Origin of the sequence: Photobacterium sp. GB-72 (assembly GCF_003026095.1) — a bacterium.
Classification (GTDB): domain Bacteria; phylum Pseudomonadota; class Gammaproteobacteria; order Enterobacterales; family Vibrionaceae; genus Photobacterium.
This window is the reverse complement of record NZ_PYNV01000031.1, coordinates 1-25695: the sequence shown is the minus strand read 5'-3', so window position 1 is coordinate 25695 and position 25695 is coordinate 1. Positions and strand designations below refer to the sequence as shown.

Below are 25695 nucleotides of genomic sequence, written 5' to 3'. Positions count from 1 at the left end.
CTCGCTGCTTTGTAAGTTGCTGGGTGCCAATCGGTGCCTTAGTGGAGGCTTGAGCCGTATGCAGTGAAAGTTGCACGTACGGTTCTTAGAGGGACGGCACTTGGTAACAAGTGTCGTCTACTCGACACAAATGAGTTAGTAGTTAAGCTAACTCACTTGTGATCACCAAGAAAGAGGGGGGGATTTGTGATTCATGGCAACACTGGCCGTACGCCTAGTAATAAAACGCCTGATTCACTCAAAAAAGAGGATCATCGCCTCATTTAAAGAAGTATTACGACTTTAGTCTTTTTGATATTGATCTAAATCGAACAACTTGTCTCGAATAGCCCAAAATCGACCACTCTTACGGGCGATTACAATTTCAGGTGGACGTAAACGGTGCTCGTTATTGGCAACTTTTGTTGGGGCGGTATCGGTGAATGGGCGGTGACGATCCACTAAATGAGGGTTAATAAAACGCTTAAGAAACTCTTGTTTCTGTGTTTTATTAGAAAGCGTCCACACTTCGTTAATTTCATTACCTTCATCACCGACATAAATCACTTTTAACTGAGGCTTCTCGAATTTATTCTTGCCTGGCTCTAAGCGCATGTCTGTACATTTCATGATCATGGCGTCTTTAAGTTTTAACGCCTCACGCAGCTTTTTATCAGGATCAACCATGACAGCATCACAAAGGTGGCAGCGTCTTGCGGCGATATCGTTATCAGCACCACATTCTTCGCAGTATTTAGCGCGGAAACGATAACCACATTCTTCACGCTCGCCTGTTTCATCATCTTCAAAATAGCCTTGGCAACGACGTCCATAGTGCTCAACTAAAAAGCCTGCGGGATCGAGTTTGCCCCAAAAGCTGTTTTTAAAGCCACAAGCAGGGCAAGGTACCATTACGACTTCACTCTCTGAGTTGGGTTTTGGATCACCTACTTCAGGTTGGTACAAATCGTAACAGTTACCCGCATACTCCAATACTAAACAGTCTTTTTTACCATCAGCTAAACGTAAGCCTCGACCAACAATTTGCTGATATAAGCTGATAGATTCTGTTGGGCGAAGGATAGCAATTAAATCTACATGCGGCGCATCAAAGCCAGTCGTTAACACTGAAACGTTAACTAAGTATTTAATCTTTTGCGCTTTGAAATCATTGATAATGCGATCGCGTTCATCAAGAGGGGTATCACCAATCACCAACGCGGCATTTTCACCGGATAAGTAGCCCATGATTTCTTGGGCGTGATTAACGGTTGAGGCGAATATCATCACACCTTTACGATCTTTGGCGTACTCAATCACTTGTTCAATGATCATTGGTGTTGCACGCTCTGATTTTCCAATCACGCTATCTAAATCGGCTTCTTTGTAGTGGCCTGTCGATGAAGGGGTAATAGATGAGAAATCATAACCAATCACTGCCATATCCATGATTTTGGGCTCGGTTAAAAAGCCTTCGTCTAATAGATAGCGGATCGGTAATTCAAAAATACAGTCGCGGAAGAAGCGATCTTGCTCGGTACGAACTTGACCTCGGGTATGGTATTTGTAAATCCAGCCCATGCCTAAGCGATAAGGTGTCGCAGTTAAGCCAAGAATTTTAATGTTTGGGTTTACGTCTTGAACGTGTTTGATGACTTTACGATAAGCACTGTTTTCATCGTCAGGTACACGGTGACATTCATCAATGACCAATAATGAAAATTGTTCTTTGAATTTATCTAAGCTGTTTGCCATTGATTGCACAGAAGCAAATACCACTTGTTGATCGGTTTCTTTTCGCCCTAATCCAGCAGAAAAAATAGAGGCTTTTAAGCCGTAACTTTCATATTTGGCATGGTTTTGCTCTACCAACTCTTTTACGTGGGTTAACACGAGAACACGCCCACGAGCAATACGTGCAAGCTCTGCGACGACAAGGCTTTTACCTGCGCCTGTTGGTAGGGCTAATACTGCTGGGGTGTTATGTTTACGAAAATAGTGGATAGTCGCGTTAACACTGTCTTGCTGATAAGGACGAAGGGTATACATAGAAACTATTCTGGCGTAACTGAAAACCTAACTAGTGTACATTTAACCAGTGATTTGGCAAAGCCTTCATTCATTGTTCGCAGGTGACGTTAGATGCGGTGTTTTGCCTCTGTCTAGTAGTGTTTGGTAACTATTGGTAAACTTTACATACATTATGTATCAATAAGGTTTTTGTATGTTTACGAAAACGTCGAATGTTTTCCTGAAGCGAAGCTGCGCTGCGTTATTTACACTGTCTGCAACTATGATGTTGTCGGGTTGTAGTGAGCCTCCAAAGTTAGAAAAAATCGCAGGCTATGCAGAAGGCACTAGCTACCATGTGAGTTATTGGTCTAAAGATGATGTTTCATCGGCGAAGGTACAAGCCCAGTTTAATAAAGCATTAGACGCGATTGATAAAGAATATTCAACGTATCGCGGTGATTCGTATATTTCTAAGTTTAATAAGAGCACTTCAACGGAGTGGCAACCCGCCTCGAAAGATTTTATTTATATGTTGTCTATAGCAAAGGCGATCAATAAAGAAAGTCATGGTTGTTATGATCCCACTATTCAGCCTTTATATAAACTTTGGGGCTTCCAAAGCGATAAATTAAATGTGCCAACAGCCGCCGAGATTGCAAAGGTACGTGCTGATATTGGTATTGATAAAATTGAAATAGATCCTGAACACTTACGTATTAGAAAAACCATTCCCCAGTTGCAGATTGATTTATCTTCAATGGGTGAAGGTTATGCGATTAGCCGTTTAAGCCAAATTTTAGAGTCGGATGGTGTTGAGAATTACTTGGTTGAGTTCGGTGGCGATATGAAGATTAAAGGTCATAAGCCAATGGGTGAGAAGTGGCGTGTGGCGATTGAGCAGCCTGTAGCACTCAAAGACGGTATTCATCCTTATCAAATCGTGACGATTAATGATGAGAATGGCGTATCACTAAACACTTCAGGTACGTATCACCATAACTTTAAGGATGGCAAAAAAGATTACTCACATATTCTTGATGCAAGAACAGGTGCGCCGATCACTCATGATCTTGTTTCAGCATCCGTGTTTGGTAATGATCCTATTCAAGGTGATGCGTGGGCAACAACCATGCTGTGCTTGGGCCCTGATGAAGGGAAAGCGGTAGCAAATGAAGAGTCATTACCGGTTTATTATATTCAAGATGTTGATGGTGCGTTTAAGAGCTCAAAAAGTAATGCGTTGATCCAAGATAAAAACATCACATTAAGCCAGCAGAAATAAAGTGTTAGTTTAGAAATTTCAATGCGATGTTGAAATTTCTGATTTAAGAAGAAGCCTTATTTAGAGTAACTCTCTAGATAAGGCTTCGGTGTTTTAATACGCCAGCTAAACCAAACTAAACGACATATAGGGGCGTTTACGTTTGAAAGGGTAGATTAATGTTAAGGATTAATAGAAGCTATGGCTTGGTAAGTTGTAGCTTCTTTTTTATATGGATTTCACGTTAATGGAAATAAAACCAATTACTTGGCAGCAGGCAATAACAGTTCGACATCGTGTTCTATGGCCGTCGAAACCGGAGTCGTTTTGTAAAGTGGAAGGGGATGAGACAGCAACCCACTTTGGGGTGTTTATTCATAATGAGCTCGTCTGTGTGTCTTCGGTTTATATTGAAGGAAACGTAGCACGACTTCGTAAGTTTGCCACCCTCACTGAATATCAAGGTAAAGGTATTGGTACTGCGATGATCCAAGCGCTCTTTACTTATCTAAAAACGACTGACGCAGAGCTTCTTTGGTTCGATGCTCGAACGAGTGCTATTGGTTTTTACCAGCGTTTAGGGATGACCACATCTGGTGATAGGTTTTATAAGTCAGATGTGGAATATGTCAAAATGGGGTGTAACTTAAACTTGCTGTGAGGTTTTTATTAACTTAACGAGTTGCGCTTGTGCCTGATCTATTGGCGAGTTGAGAAAACATATCGGCATTATGATTCTTTATTTCTATCCATATGCCATGCCGTCACTGGGATCGCTCATTTTGATGATCTGGGGAAGGTGGTGATTAAGATAGTTCGGTGTAATGAATGTTCGTTTTATTTTCTTCAAACGTTTGCTGCTGTGCTTGTCGATCAATAATCGTAGGATCATCATCGCTAAGAGCAAGAATATAATTAATGTTATTCATCAGCAGTGTGCCATTACGGTTTAAATATATGGATTAGCGCTTCGTCCAGATGCGAGTATTGAGATCTAAATCGCTTACAATATCGATGACAAATTGTAAGTCTTGGGCAATCGCTTTAACAGACTCCAGTGAGTCCGAGGATGTAAACAATGCGGGCTCAAAGTAGTTTTTATGACTATTCATCGCGATATAAATATTATTATCGATGAATGATAATGAGACACGATTTTTAGCTTTAGTAACAAAATCGACTAATCGTTCCATCATCGCAGGCGTTAATAAGTATCGTGCTTCAATTTGATCGCTACTATAGACCGAAAAGTATTGCTCAAAGTTTGGATTTTCTAGATCTACACGTCTATTTTCGCGGTTAAACAGGTGAGATACGGCATCACCAATTGCCGTAATAAATGCGTTTTTTGCCGGTAAAATGAGTGTCTGACTATTGAAGTGTTTATTGGCATCGGCAATAAATAAAATGCCATGAAAAATGGTTTCCCATTCCTCGCGGTTTTCTTTTTGATTCACGCGCTGCTTTTTAATTTGTGTCTCTAACTCTGAAAAACGCAGTGTCGTTTTTCCGATTGTACCTTGGACAAAGTCTTCACCACGAAAGCTATCATAATGCTGTGGAAAGAGTTGGCAGGCTTTATAGTCTTGTTCGGAAACAGAGCCGAGAGGCTGATAATCAAAACTCTCATTGATGTTAGCGAGTAGGGCGGTAACCACTTTTTGTTTATAACTGATGCAGTATTGTTGCTTCTGTTTTGAAAAGCGTACCAGCATAAAAATAGCAACAATAAAACTTGCGATAATACCCAAAGGTAAGGCATTAAAATGAAGTGCAGTTGGGATCGCAATAGCAGCTGTAATACCTCCAACCGCAAGCGCAATCCATAACTGTTTAACGACATGTAAGCGAGTAGACTCTAGTGACGACAGCTGTGTTCTCAGCTTTTGTTCGTATAAGGCTGAAATACGATCTTCCATGGTGAAACCTAATTATTGGGTTATTTGTTATTAAACAGTTCAGCAGCATTGACGTTTTGACGCTCTACTTCTGGAATATCAAACAAAGGTAATGTGGTTAGCTTCATATGGTTAGCGATGATGCTTGATGGAAACATCTCTACAGCATTATTGAAATTAGTGACAGATGCGTTAAAAGTACGACGCGCTGCAGACAGTTGAGCTTCAATTTCATTCATGGAACGCATTACAGTATCAATATTCTCGTTGGCTTTTAGTTCTGGATACGCTTCAACAGCCATGCGGAAATGAGAGAGTGCAGTGCTAACTTGCTTGTCTAGAGCGGCTTTCGCATCTGTGCTGGTGGCATTGCTTGCTTGGCTACGAAGCTCTGTTAATTCCGTTAATACCGATTTTTCATGTTGCATATATGCTTTGGCGGTTTCAATTAAATTTGGTAGTAAGTCAAAACGTTTTTTCAGCATTACATCAATGCTTGATTCTGCATTGGCAACTTGGTTCTTTTTACCAATTAAACCGTTACGTAGGCTGATGTAGGCAAGGGCAATAATAACAATAACGCCGATAGTGATGAAAAGACCCATAAAATTCCTTGGTATTTATATTGAAAAGACATGATATAGCATTATAAATAAGCACGTAATTAATTGATATGCTTGTTTATATTTAAGGGGTTACGAAAAAGCCCTGCGAATGGCAAGGCTTTAGACATGGTTCAATCCATTTTTACATAAAGTAAAGGGAGGCCGTTACGATGCGACGTGAAGTGGCACTGTTTTTTCAGCAAGGTTTTTGGTCATAACACAGAACTGGCGACGTGGCACAAAGCCATGGCGTTCGTAAAAAGTACGAGCACCCGCATTACCAATATTTACTTCCAGTGATAGGGCTTTAACACCATCGTTCATAACACGATCTTCAACTTGCGGCATTAATGATGCGCCAATGCCTTTTTGTCGCCACTCTGGTTTTAAATAGAATTGGTCAATAAACCCAACTTTACCGCCATGTTCAAGGCTGAAGGCATAACTCACCACAAGGTGTCCTGCGACACAGGTCTCACCATTTTCTTCAACTTCAATAAACCAAGCTTGCCCAAGCTCTGGTGTTGATAATAGTTGTTTTACCGCTGTTGCTGTTTGCTCTACCTTTTGCGGTAGGGCTTCGTAAGCAAATAATTCGTCAATGAGATTGAGAAAAGTATCAAGAGATGAAAGCACAGGTTTCGTTAACGAGATTTTCATACGGAGTCCCTAAGTAAGATCTATACACAACCAATTAAGCTATCAATGAACTATAGATCTGAAAGTCTGAATGTAAACGTAATCAAAAAATAAATGATGTATTGTTCGATATGCTAATAATAGATTGTTTGCATAATAAATAGATTTGTAACTCTTCGATAATGAGACCAGAAACACGAAAAAATGTTCATATTTTAGATTGTAACCTCATAATTTTTTTATGAAGTCTCTCGACTGACCGAACCCTAGTATCAAAACAGAGATCAAAGCCGAGAGCCATTTCTACACTTAGTGTTTTATGTCTTAGAAATTAGATAACACCAAGTTCACGTAAACGTTCCATTAAATACTCATGTGCGGTGTATTTTTCTGAAAGGATAACGTCTGGTTTTGGGTGTAAAAACAGAGGTAATGAAATACGTGATTTTGTTTTATCTGCGCCTTCTGGGTTTATCACACGGTGAGTTGTGGATGGGAAATAACCACCGGAAGCTTCTTGTAGCATGTCACCGATATTGATAATTAAATGACCAAAATCGCAAGGCACATCAATCCAACTACCATCTTTGGCTTTAACTTGTAGCCCCGGCTCGTTAGCAGCAGGCAAAATGGTTAATAAGTTAATATCTTCATGGGCTCCTGCACGAATCGCGCCTAGCTCTTCGTCGCCTTGCAGCGGAGGGTAATGTAGGATGCGAAGCAATGTTTTCTCACTGCCATCAATCATACTTGATAGTGATTGAGTGTATTTAGCGGAAACCTCATTAGGTGAATATTGTTCAACCCAACTTAGTAACTCTGTCGCAAGCGCATTGGCTTCTTGATAGTACTGTTGAATATCTTGTTTAAGTTCAGCTGGGCACTGACCCCAAGGGTAGTAGTGGAAGTATTCTTTAATATCTTTTTGGGTATGCCCCTTGGCGGTTTCTGAAACGTCGGTTGGAAACAGCCCGTCTTGGGTTTCTACATTAAAATGAAACGCAGTTTTTTCTTCACTATTAAAAAAGTCATACCACTTATCATAGATTTTTTGGACTAATTTTTGTTGGATAGGATGATTTTTTAGTACCCCAAAGCCTGTCTCTCGTAGGGATTCGACAAAAAGCTGCTTTGCATTATCTGCTGTGTAATCTACGGCTTCCAGTTTCATTAATATGATTCTCCAACGGTATCTTTTTATTTGTAGTAATCGTTTAGCTGAGCGCCATATATTCTATTTTGGAAACAAAGATGTAACAAGGATGTGGCGGGTAAAGTTCAGAAACATAGTATCCATGAGAGGAAATAATCAATAATAGTGGTATTTATCTTGCGTGCAGTTAAGTAAAGGTTAAGGGAGTTGTTAACAAAATAGGATAAAAATGATGGAGAAGGCAGAAGATGAAAAAGAAATTAGCAATACTATGTTCCTGCTTATTCATTAGTATGAGTATATTCGCAGGTACGATTAATCCATTTACGATCTCGTCAAAGTATGAACAAGGTTATAAGGATTATCAAACCTATAGCGGTAACGTGGTGATGCATATTCGGCGTGGTATAGCGGTTAAAATCGCCAGTGCTCATATTCATAGCGATAAACAAGAAACGATTTATCAAGGTGATGTAGCGGTGAGCTTTCCTTTCACCAATGAGAAAAATCAATTCGTGGTGATAACCTCAGATAAGGTAACGGTTAGAAAAGAGCAAGATAATAGCATTACCTTGTTGGCTAATAGCATCAAGGTACATTACGAATCAGAGTAAAATGAGGACAATAAGGCATTTATCGCTTTGATGGGAGCAATAAGTTTTTAATGCATCTTTGTTATTTGGTCTTATAATACCGCTCTTTTGTAGCAATTAGCGGAGCCAGTTAATGAGGCTTGATAAATTCTTAGGTACCACATTGGGTATCACCCGTAGAGAAGCCGGTAAACTTCTTCGAGATAAAATGATTGAAGTTGATGGCGAAATCGTCCGTAGTGCTTCGTTTTCAGTCAGTGACGATAACGATGTGGAATTTAACGGTCGCCCGCTAAAGCTGCAAGGTCCTCGTTACTTTATGCTTAACAAGCCAGAAGGCTTCGTCTGCTCTCATGTTGATGACTTCAATCCAACTGTTTTTGTTTTGTTTGATGAAGTAAGCCCAGAGAAAATGCACGTAGCAGGTCGTTTAGATGGTGATACAACGGGTTTAGTGTTGTTAACCGATGATGGTCAATGGTCTCACCGTATCACTTCGCCACGTCATTTATGTTCAAAGACCTATTTTGTTGAAACGGCCGATCCAATCACTGAAGATTACATCACGCAATTTGAAGCAGGTGTACAACTTCGCAGTGAGAAAGAATTAACACGCCCAGCTAAATTAGAAATTCTTGGCGAGCGTGAGGCGTTGCTGACAATATCTGAAGGTAAGTACCACCAAGTAAAACGTATGTTCGCAGCGATGGGTAATAAAGTGGTTGGCTTACACCGTGAGCGTATTGGTACCGTTGAGCTTGATGAAGATCTCGCGCCTGGTGAGTACCGACCACTAACAGCAGAAGAAATTGCATCATTTCTAAAATAATTAGTTGGTGATGTTAATTTTATAAATTATATGCTGTAATAATAGGCGTAAATATGAAGACTTGTTTTTAGTCTGCATTGTTTATGCCTTTTATTTTATTAGATAAATACAGAATACGTGTAGCGAAGGGGATGCGGAAAAGGAAATAGCTCTTTTCCATATTAGAAAGGTTCTGTATACGTGTTTTATCGTAAAATATAAGCTTCATATGGAATATTAGCTCATAAGAGGTGCTATGAACCAGCAAGACAGCCCAAGGTTGAGCCTGCAATTGATATTGATCCTTGGCGCAATAGCTGCGCTTACGCCTTTAGCGATTGATATGTACCTGCCCGCAATGCCGAACATTGCCAAAGACTTTTTAGTTTCTCCCAGTTTAGTTCAGGTTACATTAACCGTATTCACCGCAGGTTTTGCTTTCGGTCAATTGATTCATGGGCCTCTGGCTGACAGTTATGGCCGACGTCCAATTTTGTTACTCGGTACTATCAGTTTTACTGTTTTAACCGTATTAGGTGCATTGAGTACGAGTATCACAGAACTGACTGTTATTCGTGTTTTACAAGGTTTTGCAGGTGCTGCTGCAGCCGTCATCATTAGTGCATTAGTACGTGACATGTTCGAGCGTGAAGAGTTTTCTCGTACTATGTCGTTTGTTACTTTGGTGATGACAGTGGCCCCCTTACTTGCCCCTATGATTGGTGGTCATTTATCGGTATGGTTTGGCTGGCGTGCGGTATTTTGGTTTTTGTCTATTTTTGCTGTCATTGTTTTACTTTCTATTGTTTTTAAAATTAAAGAAACATTACCAAAAGAAAAACGTATACCTTTCCACTTTTTATCTATTATCCGCAATTATATAAAACTACTGTCTAATCCTGTGGTTCTCGGCTTGATACTGTGTAGCGGCTTTTCATTTTCAGGCATGTTCACTTTCTTAACGGCGGGGTCGTTTGTTTACATTGATCTTTATGGTGTAAGTGTTGAAAACTTTGGCTTTTACTTTGGTTTAAATATCATTTGCTTAATCCTAATGACCAGTATAAATGGGCGTTTTGTAAGGAAAAAAGGCACCCATTGGATGTTACGCCTTGGATTAGTTATTCAGCTGTTTGCCGGTGCGTTAATTGTTATTGGTCAGTGGCTAGATTTTGGACTCTGGGGCGTTGTTATCCCTGTTATGCTATTTGTTGGTGTGCTATCGATTATTGGTAGTAACTCAATGGCTTGTTTACTTGCACGTTATCCTCAAATGGCTGGTACTGCTTCTTCATTAGGCGGCACATTCCGTTTTGGTGTTGCATCTATTGTCGGTAGTATTGTTGCGTTAATGCCAGACAGTACGGCATGGCCAATGGCAGGAACGATGGCTGTTTGTGCAGTATTGTCTGCGGGTTTTTACTGGTTCTTAGCAAAAGACGCATAAAGCATTTTATTTTTACAGATGTCGCTGAAAAAAGTACGCCAGAGAAGACTCTCTGGCGTACTTTTTTGTGATTATCGAAGGTAAATAGTAACTTTAAACACTGTTTTAATTTACCAATCGTAATGCTTCATTGGATCATCTTCACGGTAAACAATCCAACCAGTTTCGTTTTTATGTGTATCGCAAATATTGCGATAAGAAGTGTCCTGTTTAATGGTGGCATTGATGGTTTCTATAATAGAAAGATCTTTATCTTGTGGATTAATATCATCACAAGGCAATTCCCATAACATGACCCCACCTAAATGATAGTCGTCTTTAGCTAAATGGACTTTTGAGCGGATCGTGGGTAACCCGTTATAATAATGTGTCGTGTTATTCTTTGTTACAGTATCTCGGCAAGCGTAATGTTTATCTTCCTTAACTAATACACCGTAAGTGGGGGCATGGCGAGGGTAGGCAGGTAATCCTAATGTAATACGTTGCGGATCTAAGTGGCGCTCTATTAACCAGTAATTTAAAGCATTGACTGAATCTTTATAGCTTGAGTGATCTTCATTTTGCATGTCATAAGTCATTAAATGAACCGTATCAAAGGCATTTAATGCAACATCGAGATAGCCAGCACCTTTTCCATCGTCATTAGGTTTATCTTTACTACCAATGATCGCTGCGGTGAAATACTTACCTTCAGCATGAAGCCTATCTGCTAATCGGTTAACAAAATCAGCATATTGATTTGCACCATCACCCACTTGAGGGTACTCCCAATCAAGATCAATACCGTCAAAACCGTAGGTATTTACAACATCCATCATGTCGTTGATTAGGTTTTCTCGATATTCTGGCGATGCGGCTATTTTTTCGTAAACGATGTCACGACCAATGATGTTATCGTCACTTTCATTTTTCTCGCTATCTCGCCAGCCACCAAAGGAAATAAATACTCTTCCATCAGGGTTTTGTTCTCTAAATTTTTGAATAGTGGAAGTAAGCTTATTTATTTTATCGGTAGATAGGGGAGCAACGTGTCCATCAGGGTGATATATCCCTTCTTTATCCATATTGGCGCTAGGGTTCATGAAGGCAATATTCAGATCACTGATTTCATTTGAATGCGGATTATCAAACCACTGATCATTGGCATTTTTCATGTAGCTCGCATATACCACATTACGAAACTCTGTAATCTTTGCAGGTTTTGGTTCCTGAGCAACATATCCATTATAGTCATCCGAAGAGTTGCTACTGCTGTTACATGCGGTTAGTGATGTGGCAGCAATTAAAGCGGCTAAAAGAGTGTATTTCATCTATAAACCTTATTCCTTGTTAATTGATAACGTTCACAGTGATTATTCACAAATATATATTCACCACCTGAATGAGTGTCACAAAGCATTTTTCTTTAAAAGTAATGTTATATTGCAATTTTAAATTTGTATTTATTATAATCAGCCGAGTTAATTGTATTGATGAGGTTTATTTTTAGATTTATATTCTGTGTTGGTTGGTTAATTCCATCTTAATTGATAGATAAAACCAGCTAATATTTTCAATACATTGCTGCTTTTTTATTAGGGTATAACTCGTTATCATTGGCACCTATCTCACCTGACAGTAGCGTACGATAAGTGGAAATTTCTAACAGGAACCTTGGTTCTTGGTTAAACATTCGTAAGCTTGTTTTTAGCCGTATTTATTTTTGATTTTCTAAAATTATGACTTCTTTTTATAACGAAATTCTACATGTGGTAACGGAAGGGTTATCAACTCTGGTTACTGCGCAAGAGTCTGGTAAAACCCAGAAAAACCCGGTCAGTGAGACGGTTTTTTTAAGCGCGTGGGTGACGAAGATGATCAAACAACAATGTTTTGATCACTGTGTGTCTAAGACATTACTGCAATGGCAGAAACAATCTCGCACAATGGGCAAAAATGCGCAGCTTAAAGTACAATTTGAGCGTATTAAAAATACCCTTAGTGCGTTAAATGATGCTGATGGTCATTCAACGGTTATTACCGCTGAGCTAATAGATGATTTCTATCGTGTTGTAGAAGCCGCAGATTGGTTAGTGACTAACGAGTATGAAGTGAACCGCAAAGTGTCTCATCATACCGATGGTCAAGCATCATTAGTGGTGTGTGCTGCGCAATACAAGTCTGCGATGAATGAGCAGGGTACATTAATAAAACCCCTTTCTTTTTATATTCGTGGTAATGCGCAGCAATTTATCGATTTGGCCTACCAACAAGGTATTTTGCTGTTTAAGATCACCGACTACAAATCTAAAGTGAAATTCCACGGTGAGTATGTGATTCATCCTGATAATGCTGGTACACATTTACCTGAATTACCCACTGTGACGAATTAATCGCTTACAGAAAAAAAGAAAAGCCGCATAAGACTCTTTTAAAAAGATGACCTTATGCGGCTTTTTTATTAATAGAAGTTAACTTTACGGTGAGTTTCAACTTACTTGTCGATTAACTTGCTGTTGCGTTTTCACTGGTTTGTTTATTGGCTTTTGCCGTGATCAATTTTAATAGTACAAGTACAAATGAACCACCACCACAAACAAGTAATGTTAATGCTAGATTGCCAACATGTGCGACATGATCTAGGCCAAAACCGATGATTAAGTAATAGAACAAGCCAAGTAATGCACCCGCTGTTCCTAGGTGGTTTCGGTAATTGATTAAAGCAGTACTTAACAAGTTAGGTAATGTTAAACCAAATGACAGTGATACCAATGCCATTGGAATGAAGAACCAAACAGTTTCTTGTAGTAAGTAAACACCTAAACCAGCTGTCAGCATCATTAATGTCGATAACATTACGATGAGTTCACCGCGAATATGTAGGCGTATCAAACGAATATTAAGTAGTGAACCTAAAATTGAGCCAGCAGCTAAAACAAAGCTCGTATTACCAAAAAACTTAACGCTAGCCCCTAAGTGTTCAAACATAAATGGTGCAATGCTGTAGTAAGAGAACAGGGCAATATTTGCCAGCCCTATCATTAATACGATATACCAAATATGGCTGTCACGGAGCATTTTATTTGCCACTAAAAACAAGCTATCACGTTTAATGTGGTTTGGTTTTGTCTCTGGTAATGCAAAGCCACCCCAAAGTAATAGTAGTGATAACATGATCACCATCGCTGCGAAAACCCAAGTATAGCCACCGTGAGCCGTCAACCAGCTACCAAGTAACATACCAATCACAGGGCTAAGACCAATACTTGTTGACGCAATAGAGAAGATTCTTGCTAAACTCGCGCCTTCAAAGCTATCTCGTAAAATGGTTTGGGTACATACAGAGCCAACAGCTGCACCAAAAGCACACGCACCAAAACCGTAAAGTAACCCCTGAAATGTTGGTGCAAAGTAACAAAATAGTGCGGCAGCAATACAAATTGCTATACCTAATAGGGTTGATAAACGACGTCCAATCACATCACACATGGTTCCCCAGAATACGACGCCAACGGCAAAGACCATAAAAAAGATCGATAGCGCTTGAGCTGCATCTGAGGTGGTTACTGAAAAGTGATTCTTAATCGATGTTAGCGCTGGGCTATACATCGTCTCTATGAGCTGTGGAAACATTAATAGCGAAATCGCTAATAATGTCGAGATTGTTTTTTTATTCATGACTTCCTCTTTGACGCTTGATCATCCACCGACGAAAGGCTAAAAACCGATATTGTTCAGTGGATGATACGTATTACTGCCATCGCTAATTCGTGAAGTGCGAGACTGTTATTTCAATGATGAGAAGTATATAGTGTTCATGGGTGGTGTAATATTAATATAAGAACAACAAATGTCACTTTAAGGACAAGTTGCAGAAAGGAGCTGCTAATATGGCTTATATTCGAATGGAAGATCAGTTTTGTGCTGATGATTATCATGGTCTTGTTGTTGGGCTTGCTGCTGATTTAGCAGAGCATGATTCTGGTTATCACACTCATAGCAAAGATCAGTTATTGTTTTCTCATCATGGTTGCATGGTCATTAGTTTAGATGGTGTCAAGTGTGTGTTGCCGCCAATGCGTGCTGCTTGGATCCCAGCAGGAATAGAGCACAAAGCACAAACATCCAATGTTACGCAATACCGTTCTTTGTATTTTGACCAAGATTTACAACCACAATTGCCGAGAGAACTAAAAATATTTGATATTAATCCTTTAATGTCGGCATTAATGGAGCGTATGGCGTTTTGGGCGTTTGATAAACCCAATAATGAGCAAGTTAATTCGGTGAACCTCTTAATTGAAGAGCTCAACCTTGCGAAAGATAGTCACTTGAATTTACCTATTCCAGCAGATCCTCGTTTATCCTCATGGTTAGCTGATATTGATGATGAGGGGTTTGTTGCTCCATCATTAGCAGAACTTAGCCTTATCGTAGGAGCGAGTGCAAAAACCATCACCCGTATTTTTAATAAAGAAGTGGGTATGCCATATCAAAGTTGGCGCCAACAGTGGCGTTTATTAGCCGCTATTGAATTGCTGTCATCAAATTGGCGAGTGACAGATATTGCTCATCGGCTAGATTTTTCAAGTGATAGTGCTTTTATTCGTTTTTTTCATGATAAGGCTGGCGTTACACCCTCTAATTTTATTACAGAGTATAAGTAACAATTTTCGATGTTCTTAAACTGTCTGCTTTATTTGGTCTTAACTGTGACGAGCAAAAAAATAAAAACGTTATTCATACAAGGTAAGCTACTTAAATAATCGTTTGAATTGACGCCATCCTTGACCTGATTTTTGCGAAAGAATTACCATTGGTGAACATAAATAACGCCTTCATATTATTTAATATATTTTCCGTACTAGGTTCTCATCCTTGTCGTTTTGCAGTTGAATCTTCATCTCGCTAAGGCATGATATATTTATCAGTTATTATTGTTTTTCATATCAAGACACATTGAGCAGATAACGATAATCATTATTCAAGGCTAACAGACATATATGGATATTTATGCTTGCTTGTTGTGCTGAGCGCGAAGAGTTTCATCACTCAGCGCCGTTAGTTTTATCATTTGATGAAGCCTTAACCTTTTTTCCTTTTCAGCTTGAGTTCTATGACTGGCATGACTGTCTTGCTATGTATCGAGCATACCCAGATGGGCACCGGGAACCGTTAGAGGGGAGCTGTTCATTCTATATTGAGCACATCGAATCATTAGAAGGGGGGAAAGCATGGGTAGATAGCATTCCTACTGGTTTAGTTGAAAAAGCCCGAGGCTATGCTGAATTTGGGGTGTACATGCTCAAGATTGCAGCATTGAGTCAGAAAGCCCGAGAGCTATTACTCCAACGTCCTACCTTATTGTATTTGGTATGCGAACAATATCCGTTAGATCAAGATGAAGTGTTAGCACTGTGCGAATTAGGTCAACGTGAAATCCTTACTCAACTTGGCTTAGCTTCGAGTCGTTCAGCATTGCGTTTTCTTGATCGGATTGAGAGTGATTTTTCAACCCGTTCGATTGTGATTATTATTCACCGCTTGCTCGATCCTGAATTGATGTCGTTTCAACTGTTTAAACATTATAAAACGATCACTAACTTAACCTTGCAGATCTATCTGCAATGGCCAACGTTAACAGGTACGCCGCTTGGACGGCATATAGCGCAAACCAATCAGCGTGAACGTTTTCAAATTAATCAAATTTTATCTGACGTTTTCCAGCTTGCTTATCGCGTATTAGATGTTGATTCAATCAAGCGTATTCATGCAGTGACTTCTTATGAAGAGTTACGAGCGTTACACGACAGGTGGGTGGTGGCGCAACACAGTATCAATTTTGTGCCCGATGCTAATTCCAATAAGCCTTACGTGATCCCTTTTGAAGGTAATAACAACATTGTGCCTATTCGCGATTATCAAGAACTTGAACAAGAGGGGATTGAACAAAATCACTGTGTGGCGATTTACCACAACCGGATCATTAAAGGCGAATATTTGGTGTATAAAATGTTCATGCCAGAGCGTGTTACCATTGGTTTAAAACGGCATTATTTCGTTAATGGACGAGTTAGTGGGACATATACAGTGGATCAAATCCAAGCCCGTAATAATAGGATGCCATCTTCTGAAACATTAGAGGCTGTTTATGGTTGGTTAGACAGTATGAAGTCAGCTAAGCCATAATACGGGTTGAATTTATTGGGTTACTCTTAAAGGAAAGCAATGCGGTTACTTCATTCGATAAAACGTTATGCCCCAACAGAAGAAAAAGCACCGCATTCTCACGACGATTTTGTACAACTTTTTTATATCCACCAAGGTTGCGGTATTGCTAGAACTGAGGATAAAAGCATACTGGCTGTTAGTGGACAACTTATTTGGGTGCCCCTTAATCATCGGCATCATTTGAAAGTGCTAAAAGATTCCTGTTTAAGCATTATTCATGCATCTCCAGACGCTGTTCCATATTTCCATGACGAGATGGGGATTATTTCGACCAATCGCTTAATGGTACAGGTGATGGCCGAAATTGAGTCGCAAGGTAATGATTGTGAGTACGACACTGACAGTAATAGCGATGTTCAACACCATTACTTAGCGGTATTTCTCGATCAACTTAAGAAGCAAAGCTACCAAAACGATGCCTATCAAAGTAACGATGAGATTGATAAACGGCTATTGCCGATCATTGAGACTTTAACATTACAACCAGATATCAAACTCTCTTTAGACCGTTTTGCCGAGCATTGCGGTGCATCTTCTCGTACCCTCAACCGTTTATTTATCAGCACGTTTGATAAGCCGTTCCGTGAAATAAGACAACAACTGGTGATGGAAAAAGCATGGCAATTGAGTAGGGCGGGTGTCGCACATACAGATATTGCATTAGATCTAGGCTATAACAGCTTGTCTGCCTTTTCCCATGCCTTTAATCGCTTCAAACAACACAAAGCTAGCCAGAAGTTGGCGAAAAATCACAACTCGTTGACGTCAGTTCAACAACAAGAGTAAACGTATTTCTTTAAGCTAAAGACATCAACTAAGGAGATTGTTGTCATGTCTTTACTACGTTTACTTTCTATCAGTTTATTAATGGCGTGTAGCTATTTCTTTGCCTCTGATATGTATGCACCTAGCTTACCTGTAATGTCTGAGGCATTGAATGTGTCATCGACAGCAGTACAGCAAACGGTGAGTGCGTTTTTTATTGCGTTAGGTTTGAGCCAATTAGTGTGCGGCGCTGTCGCAGAACGCTTCGGTCGTCGTCCTATCGCGATATTAGGTGCGGTGATATTTATCATCGGCTCAGCGCTTTGTTTACACGCTGATCAACTATCAGGTTTAATTATTGGACGTGCCGTACAAGGTATGGGTGTTGGGGCGTTGTTTTTATTATGCCGAACCATAATGCAAGACTCATTAACTAAAGAGCAGTTGGTGGATGTGATGTCATGGTTTAGTATTTTATTTATGTGTTTACCCGCCTCTACACCGGCTATTGGTGGTTATTTAGAAAGCCATTTTGGCTGGCATAGTAGCTTCTGGTTTATGTTGGGGTTAGCAGTACTGCTATTTGTAGTTATTGCCTTAGGTTTAAAAGAAACCCACTTAGAAAAGAATATTCATGCGACAAAACCAAGGGTTGTTGCTCGTGATTACTCCATGATTGCAACTAATCCGCAGTTCTTACGCTATTTAATCATGATGGTGATGGCGAATGGTGGTGCGCTGGTGTTTTATTTGATGGGGGCGTTTATTGCGAATGAACAATACCATTTACCTGTACAATATTTTGGTATGTCTTCATTGTTGCTTATTGGTTGTAGTTTGTGTGCGCGTATTTTTTATATTCGTTTTCTAAAATATACCGCGACAGAAGGGCGAATCATTAAAGCAGCAAGTTTTATTATGTTGCTTGGTGGGTTGACGATATTATCGAATGTGGTATTTCACAGCATGGCGACGATCATTATCGGCATGGGTATCTATTGTTTTGGCGCGGGTTTAACCACCTCTGTCGTGGCAGTCAGTGCGCTGTATTTATTCCCTAAGCATAAAGGACAAACGGGAGCGTTGTTTGGCTCATTACAAATGGTTGGGATCTTTACGTTAACCTTTATTGTGAGTCATTTAGCCAGTGTTGAATGGGTGATGGCATGTGTACTTACAACGATGGCATTACTTAATATGTCTGTACAACGCTGGTGGAATGATAATTCTGTCGTGTTGGCAAAAGCGTAAATAAAAAGCGCCTATTGGCTTGAAGGCTAATAGGCGCTTTTATGTATGCCGATTAATCTAAATCGCTACGTTTTAGGATTAAATTAGGATTCGGGCAATTATCTTGGTAAAAATCAAACTGCTCAGGATCAATCACACCAGGATAATCATTACTGTAATCACCCATATTTTTGATGATTTGAAAATGCAGATGGGGCGCCCAACCCCCATTTTCTTCCGTGTTACCCACAGCAGTAAATTGTTGGCCTCGACTAATATGCTGACCAACAGTTAATTGCGATAAATACTCTGTCGCTGTATGTCCGTAAAGAGTATAAAAAACATGCCCATCGAGCGCGTGTTTTAAAATAACAGTAGGGCCATAGTCACCGTTTGCTGCATGATTTGCGATACCATAAATTTCCCCATCAAGTGGGGCATAAACAGGAACGCCAGCAGGTACGCCTAAATCAATCGCCATGTGAACAGTGCGATTAGGAGAGTCGGTAAAGTTCTCTTTATCTTGATAAATCAAGCGGTGTTCAGCATATCGACCAATGACTATTTGTGCATTGGTGGCAATGGCTTGTTTTACGATTTCATCAGCGAAAGTATGCTCGTCAGTGACTTGCTGCCATAAATGACTACTTGGTGTTAAATCGACAACGTATCCTGTACCGAATTGTAATTCTTTGGGTATCACAGGATGAAACTCATGTGCACTGAGTACATTTTCGAAAGGGGTTTTCGTTTGTGTCATGCTGCTTCCAAATCTGATTGTGTGTTTTTATTCGTGCTCTTCGTTGGTACCACCACCATTGCGGCAAGATAGCCGATGACAGCAATCCCCGTTGGCAATAATAAGTGCACATTGACCATCATAGCAGTCAAATAACCAGTTAATGTCCACGCCAAGCCAACCATTGCACTAGAAAGCGCCATAGCCCAACCTTGATCGATATCACTCGCGCGATCTGAAAGGGCAGTGATGTAAAGAGGAAAACATAACGCAACCATGGATGCAGCAAAGATCATCGCAACCACATGAGAGGTCGGGGTTGGAGTGATCGCAAGTAATAACATGCCAATGGCAGATAATGCTGTTGTTGTACGTAGTGCCGAATTAACTGAAAAACGCGATAAGATCAGACGTGGCAATAGTAATAGTGAAAGGATCATTACGACACCAATTCCCATCATAAAGTATTGGTAGAACGCACTTTCTACCGAAATATTCCATTTCTGCGGGAAGATAAACGCAATGTTTTGGAAATAGAGGCTCCAGCTAAATTGGCAAATAAAAACGATAAACAAACAGTTCATTAAGCCTTTTTGACTACGTTTTAACGGCTTTACAAACGAGAAAGGGTTTTCTGTTTTTACAATGTGTTGAACAGGTAAACGCACCACAAACATCAAGATTAAACTAATAAGTGCAATGACGAGGCAGGCATAAAATGGTGCTTGAGCGCCATAACTAGATGATAATTTACTGCCAAGTGCTGGGCCAAATGACATGGCTGCTGTCATAACAACAGCAACTAAACTCATCAATGTTGCTTTGTTTTTCCCTTTGCTGTTATCAGCCAAAATCGCTTGTGCAATAGGTTGGCTTGCCGAGCCTAAGCTGTTGATCATATTACCGACAAATAAAATGATCACCGAGCTCACCACAATCGCATAAATCGGTAAGGCGAAACCAATAGCTGCAATCATCAAACAAATGGCAATCACGGTCTTACGACTGAACTTATCGGCAAAACGCGCAATAAAAGGGGTAAAGAACATCGAAATAAATGGGGCGGCAGACATTACTGTACCAAACAACATACGACGTTGTTCAATTGGCATACTCTTGGCAAATTCCAACGAATGATCAGTTAAAAATAAGCTGACGTATGCAGGGATCGTAATAAAAAATCCGGCAGATCCAAGAAAGATAATGATGTATAGCGTTATAAGCGTAAATAAGGGCAGCTGTTGAGCGGTGCGGTGTTGGTTGTGCATCTTATTCTCCCAGTGAATATGCGCGCTATTCTAATTCTCTTGGGGTAATTGGCAAACACTATCGTAAAGTTTCCGTTACCTTTAGTTATCCGAGGGAGTTTCGAAGTAAGTTTTAAAAATATGTGTCCTTATACAATCTAATATTCATCACCTTTCATTAACTTATTGATGGAAAATTTAACTGTAATCGAAAAGGCTGCATGATAGGTGTTTTAAAAGCGGCTAAAAGCCGTATAGAAGCGTTAGCCGATAACCCGAAATTTGAGTTATGGAGAACAGAGTGAACGTAAGGAAAGCGAACAAACAAGACTCCGGTAAGTTGCTAGAACTTATTGGGTATAAAGCTGAGTTTGACCGAAGTATGAAAGGGTTCAACGGCGAAATCTCCACAAATAAAGGCAAGATTGAACGAACCTTATTTGGCGACGTTCCGTTTGCTCACGCTTTGCTATTGGAAGTCGACGGCAAAGTTCTGGGTTTCGCCTTATTTCATTATCGCTATTCTTCCTTCCGAGGTCAGCCATCTATTTGGCTTGATGACTTGCTAGTTGTTGGTCGGCATAGGTCAAAGGGATATGGTGCCGAACTTATGCATGCTTTGAAAATTGAAGCAGGAAAGTCGTTAGCTTCTCACATTTCATGGACAGCTAGCCCCTACAACACCAAAGCCCATAATTTCTATAAGAAGCTAGGCGCAGAAGTTGAACGGATGGATGGTCAGCGTCCGTATTTCCGTTTGGCAATGTACGACTAACAAACGGTCAAGAAATCAAAATACCATTCCTAATCTGACAGAATCGCTTGGTGATCACATATGAGTTAGCTACTAGGCTAACTTATATTTGCCCCATTATCATTCAGATCAAATACTCATTCATATCGCATTAACGTAATTTTGGATTAGTTTTATTTACTGTGTATATCAACAGTTATAATGAAACGTGGTGATTTTATCGTTTGAGTTCTGTTTTTAATAAGACTGATTAAATACATTTTTTATTTATCACATTCTCTCATTGAACGTCAGGCGTGAAAAATTGTTATTAACTTAATGATAAATATAGATTATATCTAGTATGATAAGTTTATTTGCGTGTGTTTTTGCGCGAAAGTAAGAATGCTTATTAATATACTGTTATGTGTTTGGAGGGGAAATGGTTAGGGAAGCGACAAAAGACGATTGCGTAAAATTAGCGGCATTGTCCATTAAAGTCTGGCTAGACACATATGCTCGAGAAGGTATCAAAACTGAATACGCTGAGTATGTCTTGTCTACTTTCACTACAACCTACTTCTTAGAAATATTGGATACGATTAAATATCGTGTGTTTGTAAGTGAAGAACAGGGAGTTATTCAAGGCTATATAATGGTTAATCTTGAATCGCATTATCAAACGTCCAGTAATGGCTTTGAAGTCGAAAAACTATATGTCGATATCACTTTTAAAGGGAAAGGGTTAGGTCGAAAGCTCTTGAATGAAGTCGAAAATCAGTTGGGTAATAAATACTGGCTTTACACTTGGGTTGAAAATGAATCCAATGGATTTTATGAGCATCTGGGGTTGAGTCGAATAGGGCTTCTAACCTTTGAGTTTGCAGGGGCTTCAATAGAAAATAACGTGTATCAGTCAGCCCACACATAACAAATAAGGATATGTGTCGCGTAGCCGACACCTATCGAAGTGTTGGACAAGCCCAAGCCTCCTTATATAAGTAAATATTGGAAATATCATGAAGGGTGATGCCAAAAAGAAGTCGAGCGTTATCCTTGGTGTGAACCAATAATATTAATACCCTGATTTATAATAAAATCCTCTTTAATTCTGTAGCGTGAAAGCCATTATCCTTATTATTGAACGTCGGTTATCTGGGTCGAAATATTCCCGTTAATTGCATGACATGTTGGCAGCAGGGGCAAAAGGGTTGGGCTTTTATACGTACCGTTTTATTCGGTGAGGGCAACGTCAGTTACCCTGCTAACATGAACATAAATTGGATGGCTTGAAGCTGTGTTTTATCATCACCACAAGCCGCAATAATGCCTAAACATGGAGATGAAACCCGGCTTTGTCTCCATCTCTCTTATCTCCATTCTCTTTCTTTTAGTACTCGTGTTATTCCTATATCAATTTAGGCGAGATATTTTTGATTTCTGCTAATGAATAAACCTGTTTATTTGTCCAGTTATAATGCAAATCGTAAATTTTGATGCTTAGACTTCGTTTTAAATAAGAAAAAATGCTTAATTATCTCAGCTTCTATTTATAAGATATTGATATATATGATGTAATATTCATAGCTGTGTTTTTAATCCGACGGTTTAAACAGTTCTTACTTTTATCATGAGTAATTAATCAATTGAGGGTGTTTTTTTGCGACCAAGGTAATGAAAATAAATGTTTTTATTTATTAGAATGTTGAATATTTGCTGTATTAATAAAGCGTATAAAGTAAGAATGCTTATTAATATACTGTTATAGCGCATTCATGCTCAAGGAGAAGAGTCGTTGAAACAGAGTAAAAGTGAGTTTTGGTCAGGCGAGGAATACGACGCGCAGTATGGTAATTCGTATGTAGGTGAACTGTCGTTCTTTCAAGACCTTATATTTCATCAAAAGGTTTCATCGTTGCTAGATGTCTGCTGCGGAACTGGTCTAGTTACAATCCCATTAACAAGGAATTTATCCCATGTGGTGGGTATTGATTTTTCTCGTTCAATGATTGATTTTGCTAAGTACAAGTCGTCAAGCATTAGCGATATTACGTTTTACGAAATGGACGCAGCACATTTCAACTTAGAAACCGTTTTTGATCTAATTGCTATGACGGGTAATGCCTTCCAAGCGTTTATTTCAGACGTAGACTTTTCATTGATGCTAAAGAACATTAAGAGTCATATGCATGCTAACAGCCTTTTTGTATTTGACTCTCGGCTTCCATGTCCTCAACATTTCGAAACAACAAATGGTTACGAACATTGGTCTTCTTACAAAAGTCCAACAGGTGAAAACGTCGAAGTCTACGGTTTGGACAGCAGGCACCCACAATTAAATAATACGATGTTGCACCATGTAAGAAGAGAATATGAAAATGGTGAGCAATATCATAGTTATATCGAGCTAAAATATCGTTCATTTGACGAGATAGTTAAGCGCTTAGAATGTAATGGCTTGCGGCTAGTGGAATACTACGCGGATTGGAAAAAGACGCCTTTGACTGAAACATCGACAAGTTTTGTAGGTGTTGTAAAACCGCTATAACAAATAAGGATATGTGTCGCGTAGCCGGCACCTATCCGAAGTGTTGGACAAACCCAAGCCACTTTATACAAGTAAATATTGGAAATAGCATGAAGGGGGATGCCAAAAAGCAGTCGAGCGTTATCCTTGGTGTGAACCAATAACTTTAACACTCTGATTTATAATAAAATCCTCTTTATTTCTGCAGCGTGAAAGCCATTATCCTTATTATCTAACGTCGGTAATTAATGTGTCTGGTGATTTATCCAGTTGATGGGTAATGCGACGTAGAGCGCGACTATAAGCATCAATCGTAGCGGGACGTTTACCTTGCAAGGTGAGATGGGTAAGGTGTTGTTCATAAAGATAATCTGAACGATGTTGCTGTGCTTTATTCATGATAAATACTCCTTTTTTAAAGGTATATTTACCGTAGTCGAGCTTATGGGCTTTCACTCTGCCGCGAAGCGGCTTCGTTCAACAAGCAATTAGACAGGGATTAAAAGCAGTGGGCTCTTCGCTTCGCTCAATTTTAGCCCACTATTTTTAACCCGTTAATCGAGCGTTATGCATTCCCTTAACTCAGAATATAAGGATTGATTTATGAGTATTCAAAAAGTGGCAATTATTACAGGTGGCGGGCGAGGAATTGGAGCGGCTACGGCTCACCTTTTTGCGAAAGAAGGCTACGCTGTATGCATCAATTATAAATCCAATTCAGACTCAGCGAATAAATTAGCTCAATCAATAATGGCTGAGGGTGGAAAGTGCATTACTGTTCAAGCTGATGTTTCTTGCGAAGATGATGTGATCCGAATGTTTTCCACTGTTGACCGCGAATTAGGTGCAATATCAATTCTTGTTAACAATGCAGGGATCTTAAAAAAGCAATCACGCTTAGAAGATATGAGTGCCGAACGAATCAACTCAATACTTACTAATAATGTCACAAGTTATTTTCTATGCTGTCGAGAAGCAGTAAAGCGAATGTCGACACGAAATGGTGGTTTTGGTGGCGTAATTGTTAATGTTTCTTCTGGTGCTGCTCGTTCAGGTTCACCAAACGAATATATTGATTATGCAGCATCGAAAGGAGCAATTGATACTCTAACGAAAGGTTTATCATTGGAAGTTGCATCTGAAGGTATCCGAGTAAATTGTGTTCGTCCTGGGTTGATTCATACTGAAATGCATGCTGATGGTGGAGAGCCAGAGAGGATCGAAAGGTTAAAAAGTATAATTCCGCTTCAAAGAGGTGGGAAACCAAGTGAGGTTGCAGAAGCCATTTATTGGTTAGCCTCAGACAAATCATCATTTTCCACAGGAAACTACTTGGATTTAGCTGGTGGGCTGTAATGCATAACAGATAAGGATATGTGTCGCGAAGCCGACATCTATCCGAAGTGTTGGACAAGCCCAAGCAACCTTATTATAAGTAAATAATGGAAATATCATGAAGGGGAATGCCAAAAAGAAGTCGAGCGTTATCCTTGGTGTGAACCAATAATATTAATACCCTGATTTATAATAAAACCCTCTTTAATTCTGAAGCGTTAAAGCCATTATCCTTATTATTTAACGTCGATTATCTGGGTCGAAATATTCCCGTTAATTGCATGACATCTTGGCAGCAGAGGCAAAAGGGTTGGGCTTTTATACGTACCGTTTTATTCGGTGAGGGCAACGTCAGTTACCCAGCTAACATGAACATAAATTGGATCGCTTGAAGCAGCTTCTTTTCATGACCCCGCAGCAGACCATAATCACGTATTCGTCGAAACCCTTTTGGTAACACATGTTGCAATATCAACCAAAGAAATTGCAACACGGGTAACGTGCGTGTCTTCA

General features: G+C 39.7%; 25 protein-coding genes and 1 pseudogene. 14 read left to right on the top strand and 12 right to left on the bottom strand.

Annotation, left to right across the window (positions count from 1 at the left end):
* Window positions 1-282: 282 nt before the first annotated feature.
* Window positions 283-2028, bottom strand: a complete 1746-nt coding sequence (locus C9J40_RS21335; RefSeq protein WP_107247930.1) for a DEAD/DEAH box helicase — start codon at window positions 2026-2028, stop codon at window positions 283-285.
* A gap of 175 nt (window positions 2029-2203) precedes the next feature.
* Between C9J40_RS21335 and C9J40_RS21330 the strand changes: the two genes are divergently transcribed.
* Entirely contained in the window at window positions 2204-3274 is a 1071-nt protein-coding gene (locus C9J40_RS21330) for an FAD:protein FMN transferase (RefSeq protein ID WP_107247929.1), read from the top strand.
* Between the two features lie 226 nt (window positions 3275-3500).
* Window positions 3501-3914 carry a GNAT family N-acetyltransferase gene (locus C9J40_RS21325; RefSeq protein WP_233217923.1) on the top strand — a complete coding sequence of 138 codons (414 nt, stop codon included), beginning with the start codon at window positions 3501-3503 and terminating at the stop codon, window positions 3912-3914.
* A 145-nt stretch (window positions 3915-4059) separates the two neighbouring features.
* Here the strand turns inward: C9J40_RS21325 and C9J40_RS22360 are convergent, their stop codons facing one another.
* The 5 genes from C9J40_RS22360 to C9J40_RS21300 all read right to left on the bottom strand — a co-directional run bounded on the left by C9J40_RS22360 (window position 4060) and on the right by C9J40_RS21300 (window position 7566).
* Window positions 4060-4182: a hypothetical protein gene (locus C9J40_RS22360; RefSeq protein ID WP_255418469.1), complete on the bottom strand. Its 123-nt coding sequence runs from the start codon at window positions 4180-4182 to the stop codon at window positions 4060-4062.
* A gap of 33 nt (window positions 4183-4215) precedes the next feature.
* On the bottom strand, window positions 4216-5172 hold the full coding sequence (locus tag C9J40_RS21315; protein WP_107247927.1) for a DUF3137 domain-containing protein: 957 nt from the start codon (window positions 5170-5172) through the stop codon (window positions 4216-4218).
* A gap of 20 nt (window positions 5173-5192) precedes the next feature.
* A complete protein-coding gene (locus C9J40_RS21310; RefSeq protein ID WP_107247926.1) occupies window positions 5193-5756 on the bottom strand; it encodes a LemA family protein in 564 nt (187 codons plus the stop codon).
* 165 nt (window positions 5757-5921) lie between these two features.
* Window positions 5922-6416, bottom strand: coding sequence for an N-acetyltransferase (locus C9J40_RS21305; RefSeq protein WP_107247925.1), 495 nt, complete (start codon window positions 6414-6416; stop codon window positions 5922-5924).
* Window positions 6417-6726: 310 nt separating this feature from the next.
* Entirely contained in the window at window positions 6727-7566 is an 840-nt protein-coding gene (locus C9J40_RS21300) for an isopenicillin N synthase family oxygenase (RefSeq protein ID WP_107247924.1), read from the bottom strand.
* A gap of 230 nt (window positions 7567-7796) precedes the next feature.
* Between C9J40_RS21300 and C9J40_RS21295 the strand changes: the two genes are divergently transcribed.
* From C9J40_RS21295 to C9J40_RS21285, 3 genes are all read left to right on the top strand, one after another.
* Window positions 7797-8162: a hypothetical protein gene (locus tag C9J40_RS21295; protein ID WP_107247923.1), complete on the top strand. Its 366-nt coding sequence runs from the start codon at window positions 7797-7799 to the stop codon at window positions 8160-8162.
* 112 nt (window positions 8163-8274) lie between these two features.
* Window positions 8275-8970, top strand: a complete 696-nt coding sequence (gene rsuA, locus C9J40_RS21290; RefSeq protein WP_107247922.1) for a 16S rRNA pseudouridine(516) synthase RsuA — start codon at window positions 8275-8277, stop codon at window positions 8968-8970.
* A 235-nt stretch (window positions 8971-9205) separates the two neighbouring features.
* Window positions 9206-10396 (top strand): Bcr/CflA family multidrug efflux MFS transporter, encoded by a 1191-nt coding sequence (locus C9J40_RS21285; protein WP_107208726.1) that lies wholly within the window; start codon window positions 9206-9208, stop codon window positions 10394-10396.
* Between the two features lie 110 nt (window positions 10397-10506).
* Here the strand turns inward: C9J40_RS21285 and C9J40_RS21280 are convergent, their stop codons facing one another.
* Window positions 10507-11706, bottom strand: a complete 1200-nt coding sequence (locus tag C9J40_RS21280) for a glycosyl hydrolase family 18 protein (protein ID WP_107247921.1) — start codon at window positions 11704-11706, stop codon at window positions 10507-10509.
* 408 nt (window positions 11707-12114) lie between these two features.
* On the opposite strand from C9J40_RS21280, the gene C9J40_RS21275 reads away from it, so the two are divergent.
* Entirely contained in the window at window positions 12115-12768 is a 654-nt protein-coding gene (locus tag C9J40_RS21275; RefSeq protein WP_107247920.1) for a DUF2913 family protein, read from the top strand.
* A 112-nt stretch (window positions 12769-12880) separates the two neighbouring features.
* On the opposite strand, the gene C9J40_RS21270 is transcribed toward C9J40_RS21275, so the two are convergent.
* Window positions 12881-14053: an MFS transporter gene (locus C9J40_RS21270; RefSeq protein WP_107247919.1), complete on the bottom strand. Its 1173-nt coding sequence runs from the start codon at window positions 14051-14053 to the stop codon at window positions 12881-12883.
* A 212-nt stretch (window positions 14054-14265) separates the two neighbouring features.
* Between C9J40_RS21270 and C9J40_RS21265 the strand changes: the two genes are divergently transcribed.
* The 4 genes from C9J40_RS21265 to C9J40_RS21250 all read left to right on the top strand — a co-directional run bounded on the left by C9J40_RS21265 (window position 14266) and on the right by C9J40_RS21250 (window position 18622).
* Complete coding sequence (locus C9J40_RS21265) at window positions 14266-15042, top strand: helix-turn-helix domain-containing protein (RefSeq protein ID WP_107247918.1); 777 nt, start codon at window positions 14266-14268, stop codon at window positions 15040-15042.
* A gap of 346 nt (window positions 15043-15388) precedes the next feature.
* Window positions 15389-16564 (top strand): PcfJ domain-containing protein, encoded by a 1176-nt coding sequence (locus C9J40_RS21260; RefSeq protein WP_107247917.1) that lies wholly within the window; start codon window positions 15389-15391, stop codon window positions 16562-16564.
* 39 nt (window positions 16565-16603) lie between these two features.
* Window positions 16604-17392, top strand: coding sequence for an AraC family transcriptional regulator (locus tag C9J40_RS21255; RefSeq protein ID WP_107247916.1), 789 nt, complete (start codon window positions 16604-16606; stop codon window positions 17390-17392).
* A gap of 45 nt (window positions 17393-17437) precedes the next feature.
* On the top strand, window positions 17438-18622 hold the full coding sequence (locus tag C9J40_RS21250) for an MFS transporter (protein WP_107247915.1): 1185 nt from the start codon (window positions 17438-17440) through the stop codon (window positions 18620-18622).
* Window positions 18623-18674: 52 nt separating this feature from the next.
* Here C9J40_RS21250 and C9J40_RS21245 read toward each other — a convergent pair whose 3' ends face one another.
* Window positions 18675-19361, bottom strand: coding sequence for a peptidoglycan DD-metalloendopeptidase family protein (locus C9J40_RS21245; protein WP_107247914.1), 687 nt, complete (start codon window positions 19359-19361; stop codon window positions 18675-18677).
* Window positions 19358-20608, bottom strand: a complete 1251-nt coding sequence (locus C9J40_RS21240; RefSeq protein ID WP_107247913.1) for an MFS transporter — start codon at window positions 20606-20608, stop codon at window positions 19358-19360. The genes C9J40_RS21245 and C9J40_RS21240 overlap by 4 nt, the downstream gene beginning before the upstream one ends.
* Before the next feature lie 268 nt (window positions 20609-20876).
* Here C9J40_RS21240 and C9J40_RS21235 point away from each other — a divergent pair, with 268 nt between their 5' ends.
* The 3 genes from C9J40_RS21235 (at window position 20877) to C9J40_RS21220 (ending at window position 23868) form a co-directional block, all read left to right on the top strand.
* The gene (locus C9J40_RS21235; RefSeq protein WP_199188145.1) at window positions 20877-21362 is read left to right on the top strand and encodes a GNAT family N-acetyltransferase; all 486 of its coding nucleotides are present in this window, start codon (window positions 20877-20879) and stop codon (window positions 21360-21362) included.
* Window positions 21363-21762: 400 nt separating this feature from the next.
* The gene (locus C9J40_RS21230) at window positions 21763-22251 is read left to right on the top strand and encodes a GNAT family N-acetyltransferase (RefSeq protein WP_107247911.1); all 489 of its coding nucleotides are present in this window, start codon (window positions 21763-21765) and stop codon (window positions 22249-22251) included.
* 864 nt (window positions 22252-23115) lie between these two features.
* Complete coding sequence (locus C9J40_RS21220) at window positions 23116-23868, top strand: class I SAM-dependent methyltransferase (protein ID WP_158259570.1); 753 nt, start codon at window positions 23116-23118, stop codon at window positions 23866-23868.
* Window positions 23869-24087: 219 nt separating this feature from the next.
* Here the strand turns inward: C9J40_RS21220 and C9J40_RS21215 are convergent.
* Window positions 24088-24246: pseudogene (locus tag C9J40_RS21215) on the bottom strand (integrase); the annotation flags it as partial.
* A 204-nt stretch (window positions 24247-24450) separates the two neighbouring features.
* Here C9J40_RS21215 and C9J40_RS21210 point away from each other — a divergent pair.
* Window positions 24451-25203, top strand: coding sequence for an SDR family oxidoreductase (locus tag C9J40_RS21210; protein ID WP_107247909.1), 753 nt, complete (start codon window positions 24451-24453; stop codon window positions 25201-25203).
* Between the two features lie 334 nt (window positions 25204-25537).
* On the opposite strand, the gene C9J40_RS22310 is transcribed toward C9J40_RS21210, so the two are convergent.
* The coding region (locus C9J40_RS22310; RefSeq protein WP_369919147.1) for a transposase at window positions 25538-25695 on the bottom strand (158 nt) is incomplete at its 5' end.